Raw genomic sequence first — 25,181 nt, forward strand, 5'->3', positions numbered from 1 at the left:
TTGTAGGCGGTTACACTCCCAAGGATGCGCCCGGACATCTATCTCCTTTACCTCCTGCTCAGGCTCGTCAGCCTGCTGCCCCTGCGTACCGTGCATGCGATCGGCGCATGGATCGGCCGTCGTTCGCTGCGTTCGCGTTCCCGCAGTGCGCGCTACAGCGCCGTGAACCTGCGGCTCACCCGGCCGTCGCTGTCCGAGGCCGAGCGTGGGGACCTGCTGCGTCGGACCATGGAAGAGTCGGGCAAATCGGTTACCGAGGTGGCCGCGATCTGGGGTGGCGGTGCCGACAAGGCGCTGGGCCTGGTGCGCGAGGTGGTAGGCGGCGAGCTGTTCGCCGATGCCCTGGCCTCGGGCAAGGGCGTGATTATCGCGGCGCCGCATCTCGGCTGCTGGGAGCTGCTCAATTACTGGCTGTGCAGCAAGACGCCGATGGCGATTCTCTACCGCCCGCCGCGCATCCAGGCCATCGAGGCGCTGCTGCGCAAGGTGCGCGGCAAGCTGGCGCCCGAGCAGGTCCGTGCAGAGGGCGCTGGCGTCCGCACGCTGTTCAAGCGACTGGGCGCGGGTGGCACGGTCGGCATCCTGCCGGACCAGAAGCCGCGCGAGGGTGAGGGCGAGTTCGCACCGTTCTTCGGCGTGGATGCGCTGACCATGGTCCTGCTGCCGAGGCTGGCGGCGCGCACGGGAGCGACCGTGCTTTTCAGTTTTGCGGAGCGCCTGCCGGACGGCGCCGGTTATCGCATCCACGTGCTGCCGGCGCCGGAAGGCATCGACAGTACCGACCTCAAAGTCGCCTGCACCGCGCTCAATCGCGGCGTGGAGCAATGCGTGGAGCGGGCGTTCCCGCAGTACCAGTGGCACTACAAGCGCTACACCGCGCACGATCGGCCCGACCCCTACAAGGTCAACGAGGGCGCGCAAGCCGGTTGAGGAAGACGGTCATTTCCTTCGCGGCCTGCATGTCGCCGCGACCCGTCGCGACCTCGATGCCCGAACGCCACGCGCTGGCCGCGCCGTCCTCGTCGTCCATGGCGAGCAGGCTCTTGCCCAGCAGCTTCCACGCGGCGGAGTAGTCCGGATCGAAGCCCAGCGCATCGCGAAACGCCTGCGCGGCTTCGCCGTAGACACCCTCGCCGAGCAGGGCGTTGCCGAGCGAAAACCGCAGCAGCGCGCCATCGCGGACGCCGCCGATCTGTGCACGCAGCCGATCGACGAGGGGATCGGTCATCGCATCGCGGTCCGCGTGCGCCAGTAGTCCTGCGGATAGAGCAGCGTCGGCTGGCGCGGCTCCGGCGGTTGCCGACCGTTCTGCAGGGCGTTCAACGTCGAGGCATCCCAGATCATCAACCAGCCGGTGCGCGACGGCTGGATCAGCCGCGCATAGCGGAACGCATTGGCAGGCGGATGCTTGGCGTACGACACGATCACGCCGTTCGGATGGTGCCGGGCGAAATCGTCCAGCGTGTCGCCGTCGTGGACCACGTCATCGTCGTCCTCGTCCACCTGGGTAGGCATGCCCGGCGCGACTTGGATGCGGGCAATCGGATGCATGAGGCGCCCGGCGAAATGGTACTGGCCGTTGTACGAGACGCCGAGGTTGCCGATCGGCCTTCCCGCCGCATCGGCTTGCGCGAGGAAGAGCGAGGCTGGCGTCAGGTCGTAGCGATACCACAGGCCGAGGGTGAACAAGGCATTGAGCGCCACGGTGCCGATCAGGCCAGCAAAGGCCAGGCGGCGCATTTCGCCGCGCCCGCGCAGCAGAAGCAGTGCGCCGAGCACGATGAAGATGACGCCGAAGAACCGCGCATACGGCGCCATGCCGACGAGCCAGATGTTGTCCGGAAAGCGCGAGGGCACCACCGAGGGCATCGCGAACAGCACGATGGCGAGGAGGAATGCACCGAGCGACAGCGGCCACGTGCCCAACGCGTAATGCGAGGCCAGCCCCTTGTGCCGTTCGCGCAGGTCCGCCACCGATGCGGCGACCAGCATGGTCGCGCCCGCGAGTTCGGGCAACACGTAGTAGAGCTGCTTGCCGGTAATCAGCGAGAAAACGAGCAAGGTCGGCAGCAGCCACGCCACGAGGAAACGCAGGCCGGGTTCGAGCGGCTGACGCATGAGCACCGCGAACAGCGGCAGCACGAACACCAGCACCAGCAGCTTGTCGACCCAGCCAGGGAACGCACCGCTCGCGGCGGAAGCCAGCAGCAGCACCAATGCGACGCCCGCGGCCCACAGCGCTGCCGCAGTGCCGGGCTTCCAGGGGCGGCGGAACAGCGTGGTGGGAACGGCAACGATGCCGCGCAACCAGCCGCTCAGCGGGAACAGGATCACCGGCAGGAACACCAGGTAGTACCACGCCGGGCGGGCGTGGTTCTGCAGATCCTGCGCCTTGCTGGCCACCACGCGGCCGGCGGTCTGGGTGAAGAACAGGCGCTGGCGATACGCCTCGCCGCCTGCCTCGCCCGCGGGAATGGCCCAGGCCAGCAGCAGCGCGAAACCGATCAACAGGCCGAGCAGGCCAAAGCCGTACCAGCGCGCCTTGTTCTGCCGCGCCCAGTCGTTCCACAGCGGGCCGAACAGCAGCGGGAACACGACGTGCAGCGCCATCACCGGTCCCTTGGTGAGCAGGCCCGCACCGACGATGAGACCGAACAGCCACCAGCGCGGCGCGGCGCGCGTGGCCGTGGGGGTGAGACACAGCAGCGCGGCCAGCACCCAGACGACCAGCAGCACCTCGTACATGATCTGCAGGCCGAACAGGAACGAGTAAGCCAGCGCCATCAGCAGCCACGGGGTTGCCTTGGCGACCCACGGCCGGGCCGGAAACAGGCGGCTGGCGAGCAGCGAAGCAAGCACCAATTGCACGCCGCCGAAGATCACCTCGAGCACGCGCGGCCACACGTCATTGACGCCGAACACCGCCCAGCCCGCGTGGATCATCCAGAACAGCAGCGGCACTTTCTCGCTGTACGGCTCGCCGTTGATGTGCGGGACGAGCCAGTGGCCATGCGCCCACATTTCCCAGGCGACCGCGAGGGTGCGCGTGGAGAACATGGGCATCGGTCCGTGCGCGAAGATCGCAAGCAAGGCCATGGCCGCCCAGAGAGGCAGCCACGGCCAGAGGGCGCGGAGGTGTTCCGTTCGGGTATAGGCGCTGTTGGACAAGGGCGTCGTCACCGTTAAATGATCATGAATTCTAAACGCACGCGGGCGCCTGTGGATGACTGGCGTCCCGAAGCCCCAGTCCTACCGGCATGGCTGTCGCCGGGACGTGGACACGCGACCGCGCCCTCAGGGCACGGAACGCAGGTGTTCAGCAGAGCGCATCGATGGCGGCGCGAAGCTTGCCGGCGAAGGCCGCCTGGTTCGCTTCGTACCAGGTGCGGGCTGCGGTGCTCATCCGTGCGAGTTCCTCGTCGCTCATGGCCATGGCCCGCGCGACGCTGGCTTCCAGCGCTGTTTCATCGAAGTGCCAGAGGGCCGAAGCATTGAGCGCGCCACTTTCGTGGGCCGCCACGAGCAACCCGCGTTCGGCCGTCACCAGCTCGTTCATCGGCGGGGCATCGGTCGCCAGTACCACGGCGCCGCAGCTCATCGCTTCCACGATGTAATGCCCCCAACCTTCCGCTTCCGACAGGCACAGGTGGAATGCGTGGGCGTTCTGCAGTTGGCGGATGTCCTCGATGTCGTCGACATAAGTCACCCGATGATCGAGGTTGGGCGCGGCGGCGGGACGCTCGCTACGTGCCGTGGATGGCGACTGCAGCACGTGCAGCGTCGGCCATTCGGGATGCCGGCGCCAGACATCGAGCAGGCGTTCGGTGCCCTTCATGCGGCTGGCGCCCGCCAGATGGAGGAAGGCACGGTCGCGCGTCACGCCGTCGCGGCGGCAGTCGATGCTTTGAAACCCGATGACATGCACCGGCAGGCCTTGTGCCGCGAAGGTGTCGCGGGCGATGGCGGTCTTGCACAGGATGGCGTCGAAGCGGTGCAACTGCCGGCGATCGCGACGCGACAGCCATTCGGGGTTCGGTATCAGTGCGTTCCGCCGCGCCAGCGGCAGGTAGGCGGTATGCACGTGTTCCAGCGTGATGCCCAGGTCGTAGCGACGCGGCCCGCGACCCGCCAGCCAGCGCGCATGCATGCGCAGGGTTTCCCACCACGCCCGCCAAGGTAGCCCGCGGCTGCGTCGAGGCACCGAGGTGATCGTGACCGCATGACCCAGTTCGCGCAGCGCAGCGTCGAGCAATCGAATGTCGTGGCTGAGGCCCCGCCCGTTGTTCCAGGCGATCAGGTGGATCGAGGCCACGATCAGCGCGCTCCCGCCGGGCGGGCAGCACGATTCAGCATCAGGCCGACATAGACGGCCAGCCCGAGAGTGAGAAAGAAGTACAGCGAGTGCGGCATGGCGCGATAGAACACGTTATCCGTGAACCCGCACAGCGCATACATGCACACGGTACTGAGACCGGCGATGGCCGGTATGGCGATCGCGTTTTCCCGGTGGAACGCATGGCGCCCGAAGAAGGCGATGGCGCCGCCGAACAGCAGCAGAAGTACCGCAAGACCGGGCAGGCCGCCGGTCACCGCCCATTCGAGGTATTCGCTGTGCGGGTGGTCGTAGCGCTCTACCGTCGCGTTCACCTTGCCCTCGGCGATGCGCGCGCGCGCGTAGCTGCCGAACTGGTTGAGCCCCACGCCGCCCAGCGGATGGTCGCGAACGGCCATGCTGGCGGTGCGCCACATCTCCAGCCGTTCACGCACCGCACCCGTGGCGTCCTGTTCGCTGTACGTGGACACCTCTTCCTGCACGGCCGCGAAGCGGTTGAATACCTCGCCGTGCAAGGTCGTCGCGGCGGCAATCGCGCCGACCACGCCCACGGCGAGGAAGAGCAGGCCCTCGCGCCAGCGGCCCGTCCGCTTCGACTGGATGAGCACCACGAGGATGAATACGGGCACGAAGGCCAGCAACGGCCCCCGGCTCTGGGTCAGCAGCGCGCCGTACAGGCCCAACAGGGCGAACACGCCATGGAGGATGCGCTCACCGCGGCGCAGATCGCTGCGCAAGGCTTGTGCAACGGCCACGAGCGACAGCACGAGGATGTACATCCCGAACTCTATCGCACCCCACAGGCCGTTGTTGATGCCGTAGACGCGGTCGATGCCTTCGACGTAGTGCTGCTCGAGGCAGATGCCGCCCAGTACGGCCGCGGTGGCGCTGAACCCGATGCGGAGCACGGGCGTCCGCAACGGCGCGGTGAAACTGGCCGCGATCACCAGGTACGCAAGAATGTGCGACGTGACGTCGAACTCGCGCATGTCTACGCCATGCGAGAGCACGTTCACCAACCAGAAGGCGAAGGCGAGGGCGGCGGGGCCGACCACCCAGGCGGCACGGCGAAAGGCCCGACGGGTTTCCGCGCGGCGGATCAGCAGCCACACGCCGGTGGCGAATAGCACGAGGGCGACGACGGCCTTGGCGTTGATCGGCACCGCGAAAGCCAGCGGCATGAGCGCGATCAGCAGCGATACGATCCACGTGCGCCAGGAGTTGGAGTTTTCGAGCACTAGGCACCTTGCTTGGATCGGGACGGCGCATGAGCCGCGCGTCCCAGGGCCACGCGGCCGGGGAAAGCGCGTGGGGCATGGTACTTTAACGGACGGCCGCTGCCCTCCCGCGGAGTCACGCGAGAGGGCCAGAATTCAGCTTCGGCCGCATCCGAACAGACAGACTCGGTGGCGCTGGCGATAATTGGTCGGAGTGTCCCTAAGGATCGACCGGCCCCGATGAAGCTTCTGTTCACCAATTTCCACGACGGCGACGGCGGCGGGCACACCACCTATATCCTCGGTCTTGCACGCGGCCTGGCGGCGCGTCACGAGGTGCACGTCGCTGCACCGCCCACCAGTCGCCTGAATCGCGAAGCCCGTGCCATCCCTGGCGTACGGGTGCTCGACCAGCCCTTTCCCAACGGGCTCGGCAAGCTGCCGGCGCGCCGCCGCGCCCGCCGCCACTTAGCCGAATATCTGCATCGCGAGCGCTTCGACGTCATTCACGTGAACGGCTCCGCCGACCATCGACTGGTGATGGCGGCTCGGCGCGGGCTGGCCCCGCGGCCGCCCATCGTGCTGACCAAGCACAATTCCAAGCCGATGACAGGGCTCGGCCATGTCTTGCGCTCGCGCTTCGGTACCGATCAGGTCATCGCCGTGTGCGAGTTCGTAAGGCGGCAGGTGCTGGCGTCGCCCTATGCACGCTGTCGCGTCGCCACGGTATTCAACGGCGTAGACGTCGAGCGCTTCACGCCCAGCGAGGCGAACCCAGTGCATCGCGCGATCTGGCTGGCGCCCGCTTCGGCGACTCCGCCGCTGCTGATCGGCAGCAATGCCGGCACGGCTCGCTACAAGGGCTGGATGGACCTGCTCGAGGCGCTGGCATCCCTGGCTCCCGAGCAGCGCGCGCACTTCCGCGTCGTGCTGGCGGGCGGCCTGCCGGGCGCCGAGGATCTGGCGCGAATCGATGCGTTGGGCATCGCCGAGCAGGTGCATTTCACCGGTCGATTGGCCGACGTTCGGCCCATGGTCGCCGCGCTGGATGCGGGATTCGTGCTGTCCTGGGACGTCGAGACGATCTCTTTTGCCTGCCGCGAAATGATGGCCATGGGCAAGCCCGTGCTGGTCAGCGACTACGCGGGGTTGCCCGAAAACATCCGGCAAGGCGAAGACGGTTGGATCGTGTCGGCACGCGATCGCACCGCCATCGCGGGTGCCTTGCGTCGCCTGCTGGCGGAACGGGACGCCCTGCCGGCGATGGGTGTTGCCGCACGCCGCCATGCCGAGGCCGACTTCGGCATGCCGCGCTTCGTGGATGCGACGGAAGCGGTTTACGCGGCGCTGTTGGCGGACTTTTCCAGCAACGCGTAGTACATGCCGTCGAGGTCGCCGTCGCCCGGCAGGATCTGCCAGCCGACGCGTGCCGCGCGTCCGACGGGAAGGGCGATCGGGCGTGCCGACGCGTCGTCATGGTTGGCGAGGAAGTTGCCGACGACGCCTTCGTTCTCGCGGCGAAGCAGGGAGCAGGTGACGTAGAGCAACGTTCCGCCAGGAGCCAGCGTTTTCCAGCAGGCCTCGAGAATGCGTGCCTGCTGCGTCACCAATGCGTCGATGTCGGCAGCACGGCGATGCAGGCGCACGTCCGGGCGACGACGTATGACGCCCGTGGCCGAGCAGGGGGCGTCGATCATCACGCGATCGAACGGACGTCCATCCCACCATGCCGACGGATCGCCGGCATCGCCGACGACCACCTCCGCGTGCAGGCCGAGACGCTCCAGGTTCTGGCGAATGCGCGGTGCACGCTTTGCCTCCGACTCCACGGCAAGCAAGCTCACGTCGGCACGTTCGAGGGCATGACATGCCTTGCCGCCGGGCGCAGCGCAGGCGTCGAGCACGCGCTGTCCGTTGGCGAGGTCGAGCAAATCGGCAGGCACCTGCGCGGCACCGTCCTGCACGGCGAAGAACCCTTCCGCGAAGCCGGGCAGGCGGGTGACGTCCGTGCTGTGCGGCAAGACCAGCCCATCGCTCAACCAGGGATGCAGTGCGACCGTCTGACCGGCTGCGCGCAACGCGTCCGCCAGCGACTCGCGCTGCGCGCGACGCCGGTTGCAGCGGAGCATGAGCGGCGGCTCGGTGTTCGCCGCGGCGAGCACCGCATCGGCCGCGTCGGGCCAGTCCTGCGCGATGGCATCCGCGAGCCAAGCCGGATGGGCGTGTCGTGTGGCGGGCGTGGCGTCGAGTGCGGCGTTCAATGTGTCGCGCTCCCGCAGCCAGCGACGGAGCACCGCGTTCACCAGGCCGGCAAGACGCGGCCGACGGAGTTCACGTGCCGCTTCCACCGTTGCCGCGACGGCGGCGTAGCTGGGCAGTTCCAGAATCTCCAACTGCACCAGTCCGACCACCAGCAACGCGTGGATGACGGGCTCGTTGCGCCGAATCGGTTTCTCCAGCAGGCGATCCAGCGCCGCATCGAAACGCGGCCACCAGCGCGCGCCGTCGTGCAGCAGTGCGGTGAGCAGCGCGCGGTCGCGCGCGTCGGGCAGCCGTGGCAAGGCGCGATCCGCGACATCGCGCAGCGAATGACCGGCGATGGCGATGTCGCAAAGCGCCTCGGCAGCCAGCGCGCGCACGGACATCGCGCGGCTCACGAGGCGGCCTGCTTCAGCTCCGGACGGGCGTTGAGGTAGTCGGCGGCGCTGATCCGGCGCCCACCGGCACGCTGCACGGCGATGAGCCGCAGCGCGCCTTCGGCGCAGGCGATGTCGATGCCGTCGCGGGAGGCCGCGATCACCTGTCCCGGCTCGGCGCCCGGCACGCCGTCGATGGCGCGGGCGGCCCAGATACGCAGGTGTTCGCCGGTCACGTCGGCCTCGGCCACCGGCCAGGGATCGAAGGCGCGCACCTTGCGCTCGAGCGCGATCGCCGGCTGTGCGAAATCGAGCTTCGCCTCGGCCTTGTCGAGCTTGTGCGCGTACTCGACGCCATCGTCGGATTGCGGCCGCGGCACGAGGGTTTCGCCGGCCAGCGTGCGCCGCAGGCCTTCGGCGAGCGCGTCGGCGCCCAGGGCAGACAGGCGGTCGTGCAGGCTGCCGCCCGTTTCGTCATGGGCGATAGGGGTGCGTCGCTCGATCAACACCGGGCCGGTGTCGAGTCCGGCCTCCATCTGCATCAGGTCGACGCCGGACTCGGCGTCACCCGCCAGAATGGCGCGCTGGATCGGAGCCGCGCCGCGCCAGCGCGGCAGCAGCGAGGCGTGCACGTTCCAGCAGCCGAGGCGGGGAATGGCAAGCACCTTGCGCGGAAGGATGAGCCCGTAGGCCACCACGACCATCAGATCCGGGGCGTAGCTGGCGAGGCGCGCGCGGTCCGCTTCGGCCTTGAAGGATTCCGGCTGTTCGACGGGAAGACCCGCGGCGAGCGCGGCGGCCTTCACCGGGCTGGCGGCGAGCTTGCGGCCGCGCCCGGCGGGGCGGTCGGGCTGCGTGTATACCGCAACGACCTCCGCACCGGAGGCGCGGCAGGCTTCGAGGCAGGGAACGGCAAAATCAGGCGTTCCGGCGAACACCACCCGCAGGGGACGGCCCACCATGCTCAGGCACTGGCCTTGCGCTGTTTTTCCATCCGCTTGAGCAGCATCCCGCGCTTGAGCGGCGAGAGGTAATCCACGAAGACCTTGCCGGCCAGGTGATCCATCTCGTGCTGGATGCAGACCGCCAACGGGCCTTCGGCCTCCACGACGATCTCCTTGCCGTCCACGTCGTTCGCGCGGACCTTCACGTGCAGTGCGCGGGTCACGTCGGCGTAGATGCCGGGGAACGAGAGGCAGCCTTCCTGGTAGACCTGCTGTCCGTCCTTTTCGAGGATCTCGGGGTTGATCAGCACCATGGGCTCGTTGCGGTCGTCGCTCATGTCGGCCACCAGCACGCGCTTATGCACGTTGACCTGGGTAGCAGCGAGGCCGACGCCATTGGCCGCGTACATGGTCTCGTACATGTCGGCCACGAACTGCTTGAGTTCGGCGTCGAACTCGGTGACGGGCGCCGCGACGGTGCGCAGGCGCGGATCGGGGAATTCGAGAATGGTGAGGGTGGACACGGTGTCACCTTGAACGTTCGCGGGCCGCTGCGGCGCCTTGTCCGCGGATTTGCGGGCAAATCGGCGAAATCCAAGCAGCGGCGGCGTTAGGATGGCTCATTATTCTACGCGCGCGCCGGGGGCCGGGCGAGCGCCGTTGCGTATTGTGCCCGTTAACGTTTCGGTTACACTCGCGCCAGCACCGGGGAAGGGGGAAAACCCGCATGATCAAGAAGTTCGCCATGCTGCTTGGCGGCATGTTTTTTACCGTGGCCGTCTATGCGGCAGCGTCCCAGCTTCGCCCGAACCACCCTGACACCTACACCGTGCGCCGCGGCGACACCCTGTGGGACATCTCGGCGCGCTTCCTGAGCAAGCCGTGGCTGTGGCCGGAGATCTGGCAGGCGAACCCGCAGGTGCGCAACCCGCACCTCATCTATCCGGGCGATGTGCTCAACCTTTCGATGACCGGTGGCGGCCCGCGTATCGGCCTCGAGCCGCGCGTCCGCGAGGAAGGCGAGCCGGTAACCGCCATCCCGCTCAGCGAACTGCGCATGTTCCTCAAGGAAATGCGCGTGATGAACGCCGACGAGGTCGAGCAGTCGCCGTACCTGGTGGGCTTCGAGGAAAGCCACCTGCGTGCCACGCCGGGCAACAAGATCTACGCCCGCGATCTGGATTCGGCGCAGCCGGGCCAGCGCTGGGCGATCGTGCGGCCGACCCATCGCTTCCGCGACCACGGCGGTTCCGAGGGCGGTACCGACCTGGTCGGCAACCCGTCCCACGGCTCCTTTGTGGCCGACGAGCTGGACAGCGACGTCTCCATGGCCCCGAGCCCCTGGCGCGAGGACACCCGCCACGACACCCACGTGGGCAAGGGCGACGATCGCGGCGTGGAAGTGTCGGTCATCGGCACCGGTGAGGTGATCGCCACCAACGGCGATGTGACCACCCTGGTGCTCGTGGATTCCACCCTCGAAGTGCGCAAGGGCGACCGCCTGATGCAGGTGGACGACAGCCCGTACGATCCGTACTTCTACCCGCATGCGCCGAAAGCGATGCCGGCCGACCCTCGCGTGCTCGGCTTTGCCGACGCCATGATCGGCGTGGGCAGCCGCCAGGTGGTGTCCATTTCCGCCGGCACGGCCGACGGTATCGACAACGGCACGACCTTCACGGTCATGAACCAGGGCGAGACCATCGCCGACGAGGTCAGTGGCAACTACAACCGCCGCGACACGTCGCGCAAGGTGAAGCTGCCGGACGAATACGCGGGCCACATCATGGTCTTCCGCACGTTCGACCACGTGAGCTACGCGCTGGTGATGGACGCCCTGCGTCCGTTGCGCAAGGGCGACAAGCTGGTACTGCCGGAATAAGACCGCCCGTGCGGGGCGCGCCCGAGCGGCGTGCCCCTTCGCACCACCTAGTCACCGCCGGCCATGCGGACCCGATGCGGTGGTGCGCTCTGACAGGCATGCCGCGCCGCGCCCGTAGACTGGGCGAATGACCGACCCCCTGAACGACGACCGTGACTGGCTGATCCTCCTGCGCACGCCTGGGCTGACCGCGCGCCGCCTGCGCGAGGGTCTGGTCGCACGCGGCAACGCCGCGTCGCTGCTGCACTGGCTGGCGCGGCACCCCGAGCCCCTCGACGCGGAGGGTCGGGCCTGGATCGAGCAACCCGACGAACCCACCCTGGCCGGCGATCTCGCCTGGCTGGCAGGCGACGGGCATCGCCTGCTCCGTTGCACGGACGAGGATTTCCCGCCGCAGTTGGAGGCGATTGCCGATGCGCCGGCCGCGTTGTTCGTGAAGGGTGACGCGGCCCTGCTGCTGCGGCCGCAGGTCGCCATCGTCGGCGCCCGGCAGGCTCGGGAGCCGGGGCTCGCCAACGCTCGCCGCTTCGCTGCGGAGCTGGCGACCGGAGGCCTGCTCGTGACCAGCGGCATGGCGGACGGCGTGGATGGCGCGGCCCATGAGGCTGCGCTGGACGCCGGGGAGCCGACGATTGCCGTCATCGGCACCGGGCCGGACCGGGTCTACCCGCGCAAGCACCATGCGCTGGCCCAGCGGATCGCCGCCCACGGGGCCATCGTCAGCGAGTATCCGCCCGGTATCAAAGCCCGCGCCCATCATTTCCCGCAGCGCAACCGGATCATCGCCGGCCTCAGCCTGGGTGTCGTGGTCGTGGAGGCCGGGCAGCGTTCAGGTTCGCTGATCACCGCCCGCCTGGCCGGCGAGCAGGGTCGCGACGTATTCGCCCTCCCGGGGTCGATCCACAACCCCCTGGCCGAGGGCTGTCACAGCCTCATCGAAGACGGCGCGCGGCTGGTCCAGCGGCCGGGCGACGTCCTTGCTGCCCTGGGCCCGGCGGCCATGGAACTGGGTGCCGAGCTGCGGGCCCGGCTCGAAGGTGGCGGCCCTGCCAGCACGGCCACGGCCGGGGCCAGCAGACGCAAGACGGGCTCGTTCGACTGGCGCCAGGATGAGGAATATCGCCGCCTCCTCGACGTCATGGGGTACGATCCCGCCTCTCTGGACGCCCTGGTGGGCACGACGGGCCTTTCCCCCGGGGCGCTGTCGTCGATGCTGCTGATACTGGAACTGGAAGGCGAGATCGCGGTCTTGCCGGGCAACCGCTTTCAGCGCGTGGTCTGATCGCCGCGGCTTGACAGCCGTCACGGCGATATGTTTCCAACTAAATATATACATACGCTGGGGTCCACTCGTCCCCGCGCTCCCCTGGAATCGCTAACGCATGGCAAAGAACCTCCTCATCGTCGAATCGCCGGCCAAGGCCAAGACGATCAACAAGTACCTGGGAGCCGACTTCCAGGTGCTGGCATCGTATGGCCACGTCCGCGACCTTCGACCGAAGGAGGGCGCGGTCGATCCGGAGCACGGCTTCCGCATGGCTTACGAGGTCATCGACCGCAACGAAAAGCACGTCGATGCCATCGCGAAGGCGGCCAAGGCGGCCAGCAGCATCTACCTCGCGACCGACTTGGATCGCGAAGGCGAAGCCATCTCCTGGCACATCAGCGAGATCCTGCGCGAGCGCGGCCTGCTTGAGGGCAAGGACGTGCAGCGCGTGGTCTTCAGCGAGATCACGCCGCGCGCCATCAAGGAAGCGGTCGCCAATCCGCGCAAGCTGTCGCATGACCTCGTCGACGCCCAGCAGGCGCGCCGCGCACTCGATTACCTGGTGGGCTTCAATCTTTCCCCGGTGCTCTGGCGCAAGGTGCAGCGCGGTCTTTCGGCCGGCCGCGTGCAGTCGCCCGCACTGCGCATGATCGTCGAGCGCGAGCTCGAGATCGAAGCCTTCAAGGCACGCGAATACTGGACCATCCAGGCCAACCTGACTCACCCCGACGGCGCCTTCGACGCCCGTCTGGTCAAGCTGCACGGCAAGAAGTTCGAGCAGTTCGACCTGACCAATGAGCAGGACGCCATGGCGGCGCGCGCTGCGCTGGAAAAGGCGGCAGGCGGTCGGTTCACCGTCGGCGAAGTCACCAGCCGTGAGCGCAAGCGCCGCCCGGCCCCGCCGTTCACCACCTCCACGCTGCAGCAGGAAGCCGCGCGCAAGCTCGGATTTTCCACGAGCCGCACCATGCGCGTGGCGCAGGGGCTGTACGAAGGCGTGGCACTCGGCAGCGAGGGCAATGTCGGTCTCATCACCTACATGCGTACCGACTCGGTGGCGCTTTCGGACGATGCCGTGGCTGAGCTGCGCGACCTGATCGGGCGCGAATACGGCAAATCGGCGCTGCCCGATGGCGTCCAGGTCTACAAGTCCAAGTCGAAGAACGCCCAGGAAGCGCACGAAGCCGTGCGTCCCACCTCGGCCATGCGCACGCCGCGCAGTGTGGCGTCGTTCCTGAACGACGATCAGCGCAAGCTCTACGAGTTGATCTGGAAGCGCACCGTCGCTTGCCAGATGATCCACGCCACGCTCAACACGGTGTCCGTGGAATTCCCGGTGGCCGATTCCGCCTTCCGCGCCAGCGGCACGACGGTCATCGACCCGGGCTTTCTCGCGGTGTACGAGGAAGGGCGCGACCAGAAGACGGACGACGACGAGGATCAGCGCCGCCTGCCGCGTCTCGCCCAGGGCGACGTGGTGCCGGTCTCGCAGATCGCCGCCGACCAGCACTTCACCGAGCCGCCGCCGCGCTATTCGGAAGCGAGCCTGGTCAAGACGCTCGAGGAATACGGCATCGGCCGTCCCTCGACCTACGCCAGCATCATCCAGGTGCTGCTGAGCCGCGAGTACGTCCTGCTGGAAAACCGCCGCTTCAAGCCGACCGACGTCGGTCGTGCCGTGAGCCAGTTCCTCTCGGGGCACTTTACCCAGTACGTCGACTACGACTTCACCGCGCGTCTCGAAGACGAACTCGATGCGGTCAGCCGCGGCGAGGAAGCGTGGGTGCCGCTGCTGGAGCGTTTCTGGCAGCCGTTCAAGACGCTGGTGGACGACAAGACCGAATCCGTCGACCGCAGCGAGGCAACCGGTGCGCGCGAACTGGGCACCGATCCCAAGACCGGCAAGCCAGTGTCCGTGCGCCTCGGTCGCTACGGCGCCTATGCGCAGATCGGCAGCAAGGACGACGAAGCCAAGCCGACGTACGCTAGCCTGCGTCCGGGCCAGAGCATGCACACCATCACGCTGGACGAGGCGATGGAGCTGTTCAAGCTGCCGCGCATGCTCGGCCAGTCGGAAGCCGGCGAAGACGTCACGGTCGGCATCGGTCGCTTCGGCCCCTTCGTGAAGCAGGGCGCGACCTATGCGTCGCTGAAGCCCGAAGACGATCCCTACACCATCGAACTGCCGCGCGCATTGCAACTGGTGCAGGAGAAACTGGAAGCGATCGCCAATCGCACCATTCTCGATTTCGGCAACGGCGTACAGGTGTTGAACGGCCGCTATGGTCCGTACATCACCGATGGCGAGAAGAACGCGCGCATTCCGAAGGATCGCGATCCGAAGACGCTGACCGAGGCGGAGTGCGCCGAACTGCTCGCCGCGGCGCCGGTGAAAAAGCCGCGCGGTGGTCGTGCGGCCAAGAAGACGGCAACGAAGAAGGTTGCTGCGAAGAAGGCCGCGACCAAGGACGCCGTGGCGAAGAAGCCGGCGGTGAAGAAGGCCGCTGCAAAGAAAGCGACCGCCAAGAAGTCCACGGCGAAGAAGGCTGCTGCCAAGAAAGCCACCGCCAAGACGACGAAGACGGCCGCCGCCAAGAAAGCGCCGGCCGCCAAGAAGGCCGCGGCGAAGACGGTGTCGCCCCAGGCCGATTGATCGATATGCGTCGCTTCGTTCCGGCCAACGTCGATGCCGCTGCGGAGGTCATGCGCCGCGGCGGCGTCATCGCTTATCCCACCGAGGCCGTGTTCGGGCTCGGCTGCGATCCGCATAACCGCGATGCCTTCGAGCGCCTGTTCGCGCTGAAGGAGCGCCCGGCCACCCAAGGCGTGCTACTGATCGCGGCATCGTTCGAGCAGGTCGAGCAATACATCGACCGGGACGCCGTGCCCCCGGCGGTGCTCGACCAGGTGCTGGCGTCATGGCCTGGTCCGAATACCTGGGTGTTTCCGCGCAGTGCCGCCGTGCCCTACTGGGTTGCGGGCGCACATGCCGGCATCGCCCTGCGGGTGACTGCGCATGAACCGGCGGCAGCGCTGTGCCACGCCTTCGGAGCCCCGCTTGTGTCCACCAGCGCCAACCCGCACGGGCAGCCTCCCGCGCGCGATCTGGCGACCCTGGAACGCTATTTCGGTGAGCGGCTGGACGGCGCGCTGGACGCCCCGCTGGGCGGATTGGACCGCCCGACCATCATCCGGGACGCCCTCAGCGGCGCTATGATCCGCGCCTGATAGGGGGAGAATCCGTTGTCGTCCAACCTTCATGAGTTCACCGGGCGCCGCGCAGGCGTGCCCTTGCCGCTGCTTGTCGGCGACCTCTCGCGGCCGATTGCCTGGCGTGACGGCCGCCCCGTCAGCGCCGCCACCTTCCTTGGCCACGTCAGCACGGTCGCCGCCTTGCTGCCCGAGGCCGTCGGTGCGGTCAATCTGTGCGAGGACCGCTACGCGTTCCTGGTGGCGTTTGCTGCGTTGATCGTGCGTGGGCAGACCAATCTGCTCCCCCCGTCGCGCGCGCCGCATGCGATCGACGAGGTGATGGCGGGTCATCCTGGGTCGTATGCCATCGGCGAGCTTCCGCTGTCGCCCGCACCGGTGGGCTACCTTCAGATGCCCGCGCTCGACGACGACGATGCGGCGCCGGTTGAGGTCCCGCATATTCCCGCCGACACAGTGGCCGCGATTGGCTACACCTCAGGCTCCACGGGCCGGCCGAAGCCCAACGTGAAGACGTGGGGCAGTTTCGTTGCCAGCAATGCAGGCAATGCCAACTTGCTGCGGACCGCGATCGGTACGTCGTTCGATGTGGTCGCGACGGTACCCCCGCAGCACATGTACGGCATCGAGATGTCGGTGCTGATGCCCTTGCTGTCCGAGGTGAGCGTGCATGCGGGCCGGCCGTTCTTTCCGGCCGACGTTGCCACGGCGCTCGGCACGATGCCCGAGCCGCGCGTGCTGGTGACGACGCCCGTGCATCTGCGTGCGCTGGTGGAATCCGGGGTGGTCTTGCCGACGTTGGCCGCCTTCGTCTCAGCGACCGCACCGATGCCGGTCGATCTCGCTGCGGAAGCCGAGCGTCGCTTTGGCGCACCGCTGCATGAGGTGTTCGGCTCGACGGAAACCTGCGTCTTCGCCAGCCGACGCACGTCCGCCGCCGACGACTGGACTCTGTACCCGGGCGTGACGCTGCACCCGCAGCCCGACGGCACGCTGGTCGATGCGCCTCAACTCGACGAGCCCATCGCGCTCGCCGACATCGTCACCTTGCATGACGAGGGGCGGCGGTTCCAGTTGCGCGGACGCAACACCGACCTGCTCGAAATCGCCGGTAAGCGCGCATCGCTGGGCGATCTGAATCGCCGGTTGCTTGCCGTCGAAGGTGTGCGCGACGGTGTGCTGTTCCAGTTGGATGAACCCGATGCGTCGGGCGTGCGTCGCATCGCCGGGCTGGTCGTGGCACCGATGATGAGCGAACAGGCGGTGATGGCCGCATTGCGCCATGCCATGGACCCGGTTTTCCTGCCGCGTCCGCTGCGTCTGGTCGATGCGCTGCCGCGCAACGAGACCGGCAAGTTGCCGCGCGGCAGCCTGCTGGAACTCATCCGTCCGGCACTCTGATCGGGAGCGAGCCTGGGCGTCGACGGGCGACACCCAGGCCGTGAGTTTCAAGGCTGGCTGAAGGCGCCCAGCGTCGTCAGCAGTTTCTTTGCCAGCGTCACGCGCTGCACGCCGTCTTCCGGCTTCGCGATGTCGATGTTCATGGCGAAGAACCAGCGCTTGCCAGCGTGTTCCACCCAGCCCACGTACCAGCCGATGTCGTCCGACTTGGCCGGATCGGTGCGGTTCTCCGCGGCGTGCGTTCCCCAACCCGTCTTGGCGTGCAGGATGAAATCGGTACCGGCTTCGTAGATGGTGATGCGGCGGACGATTTCCTGCGCGCGCGCCGAGAACGGAAGCGTGCCGTCGGCGAGCCGGCGCAGGAACGCCACCTGCTGCTCGGCGGAAATGCGCAGACCGCCGGTCAACCAGAACTGGTCGATGCCGCCGCTGATGTCGCGGTTGCCGTAACCTGCCTTGTCGATCCAGGATTGCATGCGCTGCTGACCGGCTCGTCGCGCCACTTCCTGATAAAGCCACACGGTGGAATAACGCATGCCGCTGGCGAGGCTGTTGGCGCGGTTCCATTGCGCATTCGGCGTGCCGCCCATGCTGCGGACCTTGCCGTCCCAGGGAATCGGATCGAACTCGTCCGCCACTGCGCCGGTGTCGATCGCCACGAGTGCGTTGAAGACCTTGAACGTGGACGCGGGAAGGTAAGGGCGACGCGCACGCTCTGCGTCGTAGACGTGCATCGTCTGGGTGCCCTCCTCGTAGACGAGCAACGTGCCCTTGACGTGTGCGTCGGCAAAGGCCTTGCCCCACTCGGGGTGTTCCTTCCAGTCGGCGGCGTGCGAGGCGGTGGCCGCCACGAGGGCAAACAGCGCGGGAAGCAGTGTGAACAGACGTTTCATGAGGGCGATCTCCATGGGCAGTGCTCACGGAGGCTGACAAGCCGAGCGGCGTCGCAAAGGGCGCGGTCAGGGCGTTTCGCGGGCAAGGTGAGGATGTGCCGGGTAGAATGCCCGCCTCAACGTCTGGAGATCCTCATGAAAGTCCTCGTCATCGGCGGCGGCGGGCGCGAGCACGCGCTGGCCTGGAAGCTCAGCCAGTCCCCGCGCGTGGATGAGGTGATCGTGGCGCCGGGTAATGCAGGCACGGCGCGCGAACCGCGCATGCGCAACGTCGCCATCCCGGTCACCGATATCGATGGGCTGCTGGCGCTGGCACGCAAGGAGAACGTCGAGCTGACCGTCGTCGGGCCCGAAGTGCCGCTGGTCGCTGGCGTGGTCGATCGCTTCACCCAAGAAGGCCTGCGCTGCTTCGGACCGACTGCCGCGGCGGCTCAACTCGAAGGCAGCAAGGCCTTCGCGAAGGATTTTCTCGCCCGGCATGCCATCCCGACGGCGCACTATGCGGTGTTTACCGAACTCGCGCCTGCGCTGGCGCACGTTCGCACGCACGGTGCGCCGATCGTCATCAAGGCCGACGGCCTGGCCGCCGGCAAGGGCGTGGTGGTCGCGATGACGCTCGCCGAGGCGGAGGCCGCGCTGGACGACATGCTCGGACAGCAGGCATTCGGCGACGCGTCGTCGCGCGTCGTCATCGAAGAATTTCTGGATGGTGAGGAAGCCAGCTTCATCGTCATGGCCGACGGCAAGCACGCGCTGCCGATGGCGACCAGTCAGGACCACAAGCGTCGCGACGACGGCGACAAGGGACCGAATACGGGTGGCATGGGCGCGTATTCGCCTGCGCCCGTGGTGACGGACGAAGTGTCGGCGCGTGTGATGCGCGAGGTTATCGAGCCCACGCTCGCCGGTATGGCCGCCGATGGCATGCCCTTCACGGGCTTCCTCTACGCCGGACTCATGATCGACGGCAACGGTGCGCCCAAGGTGATCGAGTTCAACGTGCGTTTCGGCGATCCCGAGACGCAGCCGATCATGCTTCGCCTTCGCTCGGATCTCGTGGACCTCGTCGACGCAGCGCTCGACGGCCGCATGGCTGCGGTCGAAGCGCAATGGGATCCGCGACCCGCGATCGGCGTCGTCATCGCGGCTGGCGGCTACCCCGGCAAGGTGCGTGCAGGCGACCCGATCGACGGGGCCGATATCGACTTCGGTGCCGACGTGAAAGTCTTCCATGCGGGCACGGCCGAAGGCTCCGAAGGCCGCCCCGTGACGGCGGGCGGTCGAGTGCTGGCAGTGTGCGCGTTGGGTGACGACATCGCTTCCGCGCGTGAGCGAGCCTATGCCGCAGTGGATCGCATTCATTTCGACGGTGCGTTTCACCGGCGAGACATCGCCTATCGCGCGTTGTCCCGCCGGTGATGCAAGCACCAGGGGCGATCCGTCGCCCCTGGTTTTGAACGCTACAAGCCAAAGCGAATGGGCAACGGCTGCCAGCGTTCTTCGGTACCGACCGCGTCGTAGCCGAGATAGCTGTCGGGGATCGGTGGCGAAATGCTGCTCAGGTTCGGTACCACGTCGCCCTTGCTCGGGCGGTTGGGATACGACGACCACGGACGTAGCAGCGGGTGGTACTGATTCGAAACCATCGTCTGGTGTCGCTGCGGATCGAACATCGCGTTGACGATGCCGTCGCGCAGGTGCAAGCGCCAGGTGTTGCCACCCATGTACAGCGAATGGATACGGTCGGCCGACCACTGCCACTGCTGGGTGAGCGACGCGCCCGCGCAATCCGCGGCATGGATACGCCCGCTATGGGGATCGGTCGTCAGGCATTGGCCGCTGCCGCGATTGCGGTAGGTATTGTCGACTTCGAGATACCACTGCTGCGCCTTGCCGCCCTCACCCTTTTCGCAGCTCTCCAGTACGACGTCCGGAGCGTTGGACACCGGCTGCGCCAGGCACTGGCCCTGTCCATGCAGCGATTGCAGACGGACCGTCGGCTGCCGGGTGAGGTGCGCGGAACCCAGGTTGATGCGTGTCGTGAATGCCATGTCCGACTCGGCGTCGTCGGGACCCGAGTCGATGCTTTTCTCCAGCGAGTCGTACACACGCAACTCGACGGTCGCACGCGTGATTACGTCAAGCGACCCCTCGTAGCCGCCAGGCACTCGCCACACCGAACCGACCTGCAACGTCGCCTGGCGCATCATCGGGGTCATCCGGCGCGTGGAATTAACCGCCCCGTAAAAGTTCTCGCCGTCCGCGAAATAATCGACGGAGTGCGCGATGTCGGACGCCAGCGGAAATGTCCAGTCCATGGCGCGTGTTCCCTTGCCCGAACGCGGCGAGGCCTGCACGAAATAGTCCTTGAGCGACATGGTGACCGACCTCTGCTCAAGGTGTTCCTTGGCATAGTTGAAGCCGAGCGCGACCTTGCCCAGATGGGGGGCGTTGTTGTGAGCCAGTCCGTTCAATACGTCGAACGTAGCGCTTGCGCCCGAGGTCGTCTTGATCGAGACGGTGTCATTGATGAGCCGTTCGGTCGCGCCGTCCGACTTCGGTGCGTAATCCTGAAGGGTCAACGGAACAGGTTTATCCACGCCTGCGAGTTGCGTCGTCACGATGTAACGGCCGGGAACGATCAGGTGGTAGCCCTTGCCTTCCGCAAGGCCGCGCCGTTCCACATGGCACCGACCAATGAGGGCACCTGGTCCACTTCGGTCGTCACCATCACCACTTTTTCGTCGCGTTGCGCATCGATGTCGCGCAGCACGACGATGTGATGGCGCACGGCGCGACGGCCGGCAAAGATGCGGTCCTGGTGAATCTCGATGCGTGGTGTGTATTCGCCATCGTCCACCGTGCCGTTCTGCACGAGCGACCTCATCCTGGGGTGGTCTACTTCGGACAGGGGCTTCTGGCGACCAAGCCATTCGGTGAAGGCGTCCGCCGCTTCGTGTGCAGGCAGATCGGCATCGGCGGTGATGACGTCGATGGCGCCGTTGCCGGAGCGCCGATAGATCGATGCCACGCCTGGTGCGCGAAAGCCGAAGGTTTCCATTTCGCCTTGGTCGTCCTCGCCGGATCCGGTCAACAGCACGGCCCGGTTGCGGGCCAATGCGTCCACGACCCGCTGGCGAACGGATGCCGTAGCGAGGTCGGCGCGCTCGACCCAGACCAGCGCCTGCGCGGACGATGCGTCGGGGGTCGAACGCATCGTCTGTGGCGCTGTCAGCGCACTCGACAGATCCTGTGGGGCTAACAGGCGCGGGGAAGGCGCCTCGCCCGGCACGTGCGGAGCGACCTGCGCAAACGCGGACGTTCCGGCCATGGCGGCCGCGAGCGCGAGGGCGAGGTATCGGGGTTTCATCATTGCCATCTCCTTGGCATGGGGGAGGTCAGAGCGTGGGGGGAGCGTCCACGACGTGCTGTAAGCGAATGCCTCATTTCCCGTGGGTATGTTCGGATCTCTTGAACCATGCGAACGCGTCGGTGGATTCGTCGGGCCGGACGTGCTGGTGACGCTCGGTTACACTGCGGCGAACAATCAGGATCGGCCACGGAATGTCGCAGTTCTCTCTTCTCGCCAAGCGCCGCTTCGCCCCGTTTTTCTGGACCCAGGCGCTCGGTGCCTTCAATGACAATGCGTTTCGCAACGCCATGGTCATGCTGGTCGCCTTCCAGATGGCGCTGCCGGACGCGCAGGTATCGCTCTATACGAACCTTGCACCTGCGCTGTTCATCCTTCCGTACTTCCTGTTTTCCGCCACGGCGGGGCAGCTGGCGGAGAAGTTCGAGAAGACGCGGATCATTCGCTTCGTGAAGTTGTTCGAGATCGCCGCGATGTCGATCGCGGCGATCGGTTTCTTCACGCATCACGTGGCGCTTCTGCTCGTGGTGCTGTTCCTGATGGGCATGCATTCCACGGTGTTCGGCCCGATCAAGTACTCCATCCTTCCGCAGGCGTTGGAGCGGAGCGAGCTGGTGGGTGGCAACGCGCTCGTGGAAACCGGTACCCAGCTCGCGATGCTGATCGGCATGATCGTCGGCAATTCGCTCATGCTGATTGCCGGCTACGGCACGCTGGCCGCGTCGCTCACGACCATCGGTATCGCCTGCATCGGTTACCTCGCGAGTCGTGCCATTCCGCCTGCGCCGGCGACGGCGCCGGACCTGCGCTTCAACTGGAACCCGTTCAGCGAAACCTGGCGTGTGCTGAAGATCACTCATGACGATCGTGCCGTGTTCAACGCGGTGCTGGGCATCTCGTGGTTCTGGTTCTTCGGCACCGTGATGATCGCGCAGCTGCCGACGTACACGCGTCACGTTCTCGGCGGCGACGGGTCGGTGAATACGCTGGTGCTGACCCTGTTCTCGCTGGGCACGGGCATCGGCTCCCTGCTGTGCGAGCGGTTGTCGAATCGCCGCGTGGAAATCGGGCTGGTGCCCATGGGGGCATTCGGTCTTACCGTGTTCTCGGTCGATCTTTTCTTTGCCCATCCGGCAGTGACGCCGGGTGCGGCGCTCGACTGGATGTCGTTCATCGCGATTCCGGGCGCGTGGCGGGTGATGCTCGATCTCACCATGATCGGGGCCTTCGCCGGCTTCTACGTCGTGCCTCTGTTTGCCTTCGTGCAGAGCCGCGCGCCGCGCGAGCGTCTGTCGCGCATCATTGCCGGCAATAACATTGTCAATGCGTTGCTGATCTGTGCGGCGTCCGGCTTCGGCATCGGCTTGACGGCACTCGGGCTCGATGTGCCGACGATCTTCCTCATCACCGGCATCGTCAACGTTGCCGTCGCCGTTTACATCTTCACCCTCGTGCCCGAATTCATGATGCGGTTCATCACCTGGGTGCTGGTGAATTCGCTTTACCGGGTGCGTGTGGATGGCTTGAAGAACGTGCCCGATGAAGGTGCGGCGCTCGTCGTTTGCAACCACGTGAGCTTCATGGATCCGCTGATCCTCATGGCGAGCGTGCGCCGGCCGATGCGCTTCGTCATGTACTACCGCATCTACAACCTGCCTATCCTGCGCTTCGTGTTCCGCACGGCCAAGGCCATCCCGATTGCGGGGAGCAAGGAAGATCCGGAACTCATGGAACGCGCGTTCGAACTCGTGGACGAGGCGCTGGCGAAGGGCGAAGTGGTGTGCATCTTCCCCGAGGGCGGCATCACGCGCGACGGCAGCATCCAGCCATTTCGCCCCGGGGTGGATCGCATCCTGGCGCGGCGTCCGGTGCCGGTCGTGCCGCTGGCGTTGCGCGGCATGTGGGGCAGCATCTTCAGTCGTCGCGACAGCGCTTTGCACCGCGCGCGGTTGCCGCGGCGGTTCTGGTCGCGGATTGAACTCGTGGGCGGTTCGATCGTGCCGGCCAGTGAAGCCAGCGCAGCGGCACTGGAAAGCCGCGTGGCCGCCTTGCGCGGCGACGCGGCGTAACGGTCAGGCGAACCAGGCGGCCAGCACGATCGTGGCCACCACGGCGAGCCACACCACCAGTACGCGGCGGATCACGCGACGCGCATCCTCCAGTTCGGCGATGGGATCGCTCACGTCCTGCACGTAGCCGTCGCCGGCTTCCACGTCGGCGTCGACGCCAGCGCGGGCCACGGCGCCGAGGAACTCGGGGTCCAGGCGCGAGCGCGGGCTTCCCGATGTGCGATGCCACAGCTTCCACGCGCCCATGACCGCGTCGAAGTCGGAGACGAGCGCCATCGCGAACACCATCAGGTGCGCCGGGATCCAGTCGAGCGCGTCGGCCACGCGCCGTGCGGCGGCACGGGTGGCGCCATCCAGCGCCAGCGCGGCGTCGCGTCCAAGGACTTGTGCGAGGCGGTAACCGAGCGCGCCCGTGGGGCCCAGCAAGAAGAACCAGAAGAGGACGCCGAAGCGGCGGCGCAAGGCGCCGTAGAAGGCGGCTTCCACCAGCACGGGTGCGAACCAGCCCAGCGGTGCATCGTCGTGGCGAAGCGCCGCCACGGCTTCCTCGCGACGCAGCGTGTCGGGTGCGCGCACGATCGCGTCGATGTCGCTCTCGATTTCACGAGGCCCCAAGGCGTAGACCAGCACGAGAATCGCGAAGGCCAGCCAGGCGAGGTCGAAGAAGGGCAGGGTGCGAAGAATGCCGGCCAGAATGGCGCAGCCCACCACCGGCACCAGCAGCACGACCGCAACCCGAGCGGGACCGGCGATGTCGCCGAGTCGATTCACCCAGAGGCGGAACCACCGATCGTCGCGCCAGCGCGCGAGCTGAGGAAGGCTCCAGGCGATGACGAGGGCAACGAGGACGGCAAGAAGACGTAAGGCCATGGCAGGCACGATCCGCAGGACGATGCCTGATTGTAGGCGATGGATCGCGTCACGCGCTTTCGCGCTGGATCACGATTCAGGCGTTTTCTGGCGTGTCCCTAGCGCTTCGGCAAGGATGTAGTCACCAGGTCGTCGAGCGACACGCCACGCAACGCGAGCCAGTGCTCGATCAGTCGGTAGGAAACCGAGAGCGGCGGTGGCACACCGAGGCTGCCTGAGCGCATGCCCTGGATGATGTCGTCGGCGGTGAACCAGCGGGCGTCTTCGAGTTCATCGTCGCGCAGGTGGATGTCGCGGTTGCGGGCGGTGGCAGTGAAACCCACCATCAAGGAGGCGGGCAGCGGCCACGGCTGCGACGAATGGTACGTGGCGTGTACGACCTCGACGCCCGATTCCTCGCGTACTTCGCGGCGCACCGCGTCTTCCAGCGATTCCCCGGGCTCGATGAAGCCCGCGAGCGTGGAGTAGCGCCCGGCCGGCCAGCCGCGCTGTCGGCCCAGCAGGCAGGCGTCGCCCTGTTCGACGATGACGATGATCGCTGCGTCCGTGCGCGGGAAATGCATGTGCGGCCCGTCCGGATTCGTGCACTGGGCACGATGGCCGGACGCCACGACGAGCACCGGCGCGCCGCACTGGCTGCAGAACCGCGTCTGCCGTTGCCAATGGGTAATGCCCTTCGCATACGCGAACAAGCCGGCCTCGAAGGCAGGCAGGATCAGGCCCGCTTCGCGTAGCGACATGCGGCGGTGCGCCGCGAACGAGGCATACAGGTCAGCCTGCGGGTGATCGAGCACCAGGGCGAACCAGGCGCGGCCATCTGCCAGGCCAAGGAGAGTGGAAGCGACATCGCCGAAGCGCTCCGCGCGCATTTCCGGCGACATCCACAGCAGGCATTCGGTATCTTCCCTGGCGAAGGCATGGCCTTCGCTGTCGAGCACGAGGAAGCGCGTATCGAGATGGCGCTCCATCTCCTCGACCCAGAGCCGGTCGTCGCGCCGTTCGGACATCCGATCAATGTCGATGCCCGCGAACACGTTCTCGCGGGCTCGCGTGGCGGCTTCCTTGTCTCGCTCCTGCTCGACGCTCACG

21 protein-coding genes are annotated in these 25,181 nt (G+C 67.0%); 9 read left to right on the forward strand and 12 right to left on the reverse strand.

Annotation, left to right across the window (positions count from 1 at the left end):
- Window positions 1-24 precede the first annotated feature (24 nt).
- Entirely contained in the window at window positions 25-930 is a 906-nt protein-coding gene (locus tag BT115_RS15775) for an LpxL/LpxP family acyltransferase (protein ID WP_072323561.1), read from the forward strand.
- On the opposite strand, the gene BT115_RS15780 is transcribed toward BT115_RS15775, so the two are convergent.
- The 4 genes from BT115_RS15780 to BT115_RS15795 form a co-directional block, all read right to left on the reverse strand.
- Window positions 905-1,228: a tetratricopeptide repeat protein gene (locus tag BT115_RS15780; protein WP_072323562.1), complete on the reverse strand. Its 324-nt coding sequence runs from the start codon at window positions 1,226-1,228 to the stop codon at window positions 905-907. The genes BT115_RS15775 and BT115_RS15780 overlap by 26 nt on opposite strands.
- Complete coding sequence (locus BT115_RS15785; RefSeq protein ID WP_083527543.1) at window positions 1,225-3,168, reverse strand: ArnT family glycosyltransferase; 1,944 nt, start codon at window positions 3,166-3,168, stop codon at window positions 1,225-1,227. The genes BT115_RS15780 and BT115_RS15785 overlap by 4 nt, the downstream gene beginning before the upstream one ends.
- Window positions 3,169-3,316: 148 nt before the next feature.
- Window positions 3,317-4,312, reverse strand: coding sequence for a glycosyltransferase (locus BT115_RS15790; protein WP_072323564.1), 996 nt, complete (start codon window positions 4,310-4,312; stop codon window positions 3,317-3,319).
- A gap of 2 nt (window positions 4,313-4,314) precedes the next feature.
- Entirely contained in the window at window positions 4,315-5,571 is a 1,257-nt protein-coding gene (locus BT115_RS15795; RefSeq protein WP_255369454.1) for an O-antigen ligase family protein, read from the reverse strand.
- Between the two features lie 219 nt (window positions 5,572-5,790).
- On the opposite strand from BT115_RS15795, the gene BT115_RS15800 reads away from it, so the two are divergent.
- Window positions 5,791-6,927 (forward strand): glycosyltransferase family 4 protein, encoded by a 1,137-nt coding sequence (locus BT115_RS15800; protein ID WP_072323565.1) that lies wholly within the window; start codon window positions 5,791-5,793, stop codon window positions 6,925-6,927.
- Here the strand turns inward: BT115_RS15800 and rsmB are convergent.
- From rsmB to def, 3 genes are read right to left on the reverse strand one after another with little or no spacing between them, the layout of a single operon-like run.
- On the reverse strand, window positions 6,888-8,195 hold the full coding sequence (gene rsmB, locus BT115_RS15805; RefSeq protein ID WP_072323566.1) for a 16S rRNA (cytosine(967)-C(5))-methyltransferase RsmB: 1,308 nt from the start codon (window positions 8,193-8,195) through the stop codon (window positions 6,888-6,890). The genes BT115_RS15800 and rsmB overlap by 40 nt on opposite strands.
- A gap of 8 nt (window positions 8,196-8,203) precedes the next feature.
- Complete coding sequence (gene fmt, locus BT115_RS15810) at window positions 8,204-9,148, reverse strand: methionyl-tRNA formyltransferase (protein ID WP_083527521.1); 945 nt, start codon at window positions 9,146-9,148, stop codon at window positions 8,204-8,206.
- Window positions 9,149-9,150: 2 nt separating this feature from the next.
- Window positions 9,151-9,654, reverse strand: coding sequence for a peptide deformylase (gene def / locus BT115_RS15815; RefSeq protein WP_072323567.1), 504 nt, complete (start codon window positions 9,652-9,654; stop codon window positions 9,151-9,153).
- A 203-nt stretch (window positions 9,655-9,857) separates the two neighbouring features.
- On the opposite strand from def, the gene BT115_RS15820 reads away from it, so the two are divergent.
- From BT115_RS15820 to BT115_RS15840, 5 genes are all read left to right on the forward strand, one after another.
- Entirely contained in the window at window positions 9,858-11,012 is a 1,155-nt protein-coding gene (locus tag BT115_RS15820) for a LysM peptidoglycan-binding domain-containing protein (RefSeq protein ID WP_072323568.1), read from the forward strand.
- A gap of 127 nt (window positions 11,013-11,139) precedes the next feature.
- The gene (gene dprA, locus BT115_RS15825; protein WP_072323569.1) at window positions 11,140-12,294 is read left to right on the forward strand and encodes a DNA-processing protein DprA; all 1,155 of its coding nucleotides are present in this window, start codon (window positions 11,140-11,142) and stop codon (window positions 12,292-12,294) included.
- Between the two features lie 100 nt (window positions 12,295-12,394).
- Complete coding sequence (locus BT115_RS15830; protein ID WP_072323570.1) at window positions 12,395-14,932, forward strand: DNA topoisomerase I; 2,538 nt, start codon at window positions 12,395-12,397, stop codon at window positions 14,930-14,932.
- Between the two features lie 5 nt (window positions 14,933-14,937).
- Window positions 14,938-15,507 (forward strand): L-threonylcarbamoyladenylate synthase, encoded by a 570-nt coding sequence (locus BT115_RS15835; RefSeq protein WP_072323571.1) that lies wholly within the window; start codon window positions 14,938-14,940, stop codon window positions 15,505-15,507.
- A gap of 15 nt (window positions 15,508-15,522) precedes the next feature.
- Entirely contained in the window at window positions 15,523-16,890 is a 1,368-nt protein-coding gene (locus BT115_RS15840; RefSeq protein ID WP_072323572.1) for an AMP-binding protein, read from the forward strand.
- A gap of 47 nt (window positions 16,891-16,937) precedes the next feature.
- On the opposite strand, the gene blaOXA is transcribed toward BT115_RS15840, so the two are convergent.
- Window positions 16,938-17,783 (reverse strand): class D beta-lactamase, encoded by an 846-nt coding sequence (blaOXA, locus tag BT115_RS15845; RefSeq protein WP_072323573.1) that lies wholly within the window; start codon window positions 17,781-17,783, stop codon window positions 16,938-16,940.
- A gap of 135 nt (window positions 17,784-17,918) precedes the next feature.
- Here blaOXA and purD point away from each other — a divergent pair, with 135 nt between their 5' ends.
- The gene (purD, locus tag BT115_RS15850; RefSeq protein ID WP_072323574.1) at window positions 17,919-19,202 is read left to right on the forward strand and encodes a phosphoribosylamine--glycine ligase; all 1,284 of its coding nucleotides are present in this window, start codon (window positions 17,919-17,921) and stop codon (window positions 19,200-19,202) included.
- A 41-nt stretch (window positions 19,203-19,243) separates the two neighbouring features.
- Here the strand turns inward: purD and BT115_RS15855 are convergent, their stop codons facing one another.
- Both BT115_RS15855 and BT115_RS18685 read right to left on the reverse strand, forming a co-directional pair.
- Window positions 19,244-20,467: an RICIN domain-containing protein gene (locus BT115_RS15855; protein ID WP_072323575.1), complete on the reverse strand. Its 1,224-nt coding sequence runs from the start codon at window positions 20,465-20,467 to the stop codon at window positions 19,244-19,246.
- Window positions 20,425-21,156: a hypothetical protein gene (locus BT115_RS18685; RefSeq protein WP_072323576.1), complete on the reverse strand. Its 732-nt coding sequence runs from the start codon at window positions 21,154-21,156 to the stop codon at window positions 20,425-20,427. The genes BT115_RS15855 and BT115_RS18685 overlap by 43 nt, the downstream gene beginning before the upstream one ends.
- Before the next feature lie 191 nt (window positions 21,157-21,347).
- Between BT115_RS18685 and BT115_RS15865 the strand changes: the two genes are divergently transcribed.
- Window positions 21,348-23,222 (forward strand): MFS transporter, encoded by a 1,875-nt coding sequence (locus BT115_RS15865; RefSeq protein WP_072323577.1) that lies wholly within the window; start codon window positions 21,348-21,350, stop codon window positions 23,220-23,222.
- A 3-nt stretch (window positions 23,223-23,225) separates the two neighbouring features.
- On the opposite strand, the gene BT115_RS15870 is transcribed toward BT115_RS15865, so the two are convergent.
- Entirely contained in the window at window positions 23,226-24,092 is an 867-nt protein-coding gene (locus BT115_RS15870) for a beta-lactamase induction protein (protein WP_072323578.1), read from the reverse strand.
- Window positions 24,093-24,190: 98 nt separating this feature from the next.
- Window positions 24,191-25,180, reverse strand: coding sequence for an NAD(+) diphosphatase (gene nudC, locus BT115_RS15875; protein ID WP_255369455.1), 990 nt, complete (start codon window positions 25,178-25,180; stop codon window positions 24,191-24,193).
- Between the last annotated feature and the right edge of the window lies 1 nt (window position 25,181).

Source organism: Luteibacter sp. UNCMF366Tsu5.1 (genome assembly GCF_900119235.1).
In the GTDB taxonomy this organism is placed as follows: domain Bacteria; phylum Pseudomonadota; class Gammaproteobacteria; order Xanthomonadales; family Rhodanobacteraceae; genus Luteibacter; species Luteibacter flocculans.

Excerpts from the sequence above, each read along its gene's own strand:
- BT115_RS15775 (WP_072323561.1), top strand. The coding sequence starts at position 25 with ATGCGCCCGGACATCTATCTCCTTTACCTCCTGCTCAGGCTCGTCAGC.
- BT115_RS15780 (WP_072323562.1), bottom strand. The coding sequence starts at position 1,228 with ATGACCGATCCCCTCGTCGATCGGCTGCGTGCACAGATCGGCGGCGTC.
- BT115_RS15800 (WP_072323565.1), top strand. The coding sequence starts at position 5,791 with ATGAAGCTTCTGTTCACCAATTTCCACGACGGCGACGGCGGCGGGCAC.
- rsmB (WP_072323566.1), bottom strand. The coding sequence starts at position 8,195 with ATGTCCGTGCGCGCGCTGGCTGCCGAGGCGCTTTGCGACATCGCCATC.
- fmt (WP_083527521.1), bottom strand. The coding sequence starts at position 9,148 with ATGGTGGGCCGTCCCCTGCGGGTGGTGTTCGCCGGAACGCCTGATTTT.
- BT115_RS15820 (WP_072323568.1), top strand. The coding sequence starts at position 9,858 with ATGATCAAGAAGTTCGCCATGCTGCTTGGCGGCATGTTTTTTACCGTG.
- dprA (WP_072323569.1), top strand. The coding sequence starts at position 11,140 with ATGACCGACCCCCTGAACGACGACCGTGACTGGCTGATCCTCCTGCGC.
- BT115_RS15830 (WP_072323570.1), top strand. The coding sequence starts at position 12,395 with ATGGCAAAGAACCTCCTCATCGTCGAATCGCCGGCCAAGGCCAAGACG.
- BT115_RS15835 (WP_072323571.1), top strand. The coding sequence starts at position 14,938 with ATGCGTCGCTTCGTTCCGGCCAACGTCGATGCCGCTGCGGAGGTCATG.
- blaOXA (WP_072323573.1), bottom strand. The coding sequence starts at position 17,783 with ATGAAACGTCTGTTCACACTGCTTCCCGCGCTGTTTGCCCTCGTGGCG.
- purD (WP_072323574.1), top strand. The coding sequence starts at position 17,919 with ATGAAAGTCCTCGTCATCGGCGGCGGCGGGCGCGAGCACGCGCTGGCC.
- BT115_RS18685 (WP_072323576.1), bottom strand. The coding sequence starts at position 21,156 with ATGATGAAACCCCGATACCTCGCCCTCGCGCTCGCGGCCGCCATGGCC.
- BT115_RS15865 (WP_072323577.1), top strand. The coding sequence starts at position 21,348 with ATGTCGCAGTTCTCTCTTCTCGCCAAGCGCCGCTTCGCCCCGTTTTTC.
- BT115_RS15870 (WP_072323578.1), bottom strand. The coding sequence starts at position 24,092 with ATGGCCTTACGTCTTCTTGCCGTCCTCGTTGCCCTCGTCATCGCCTGG.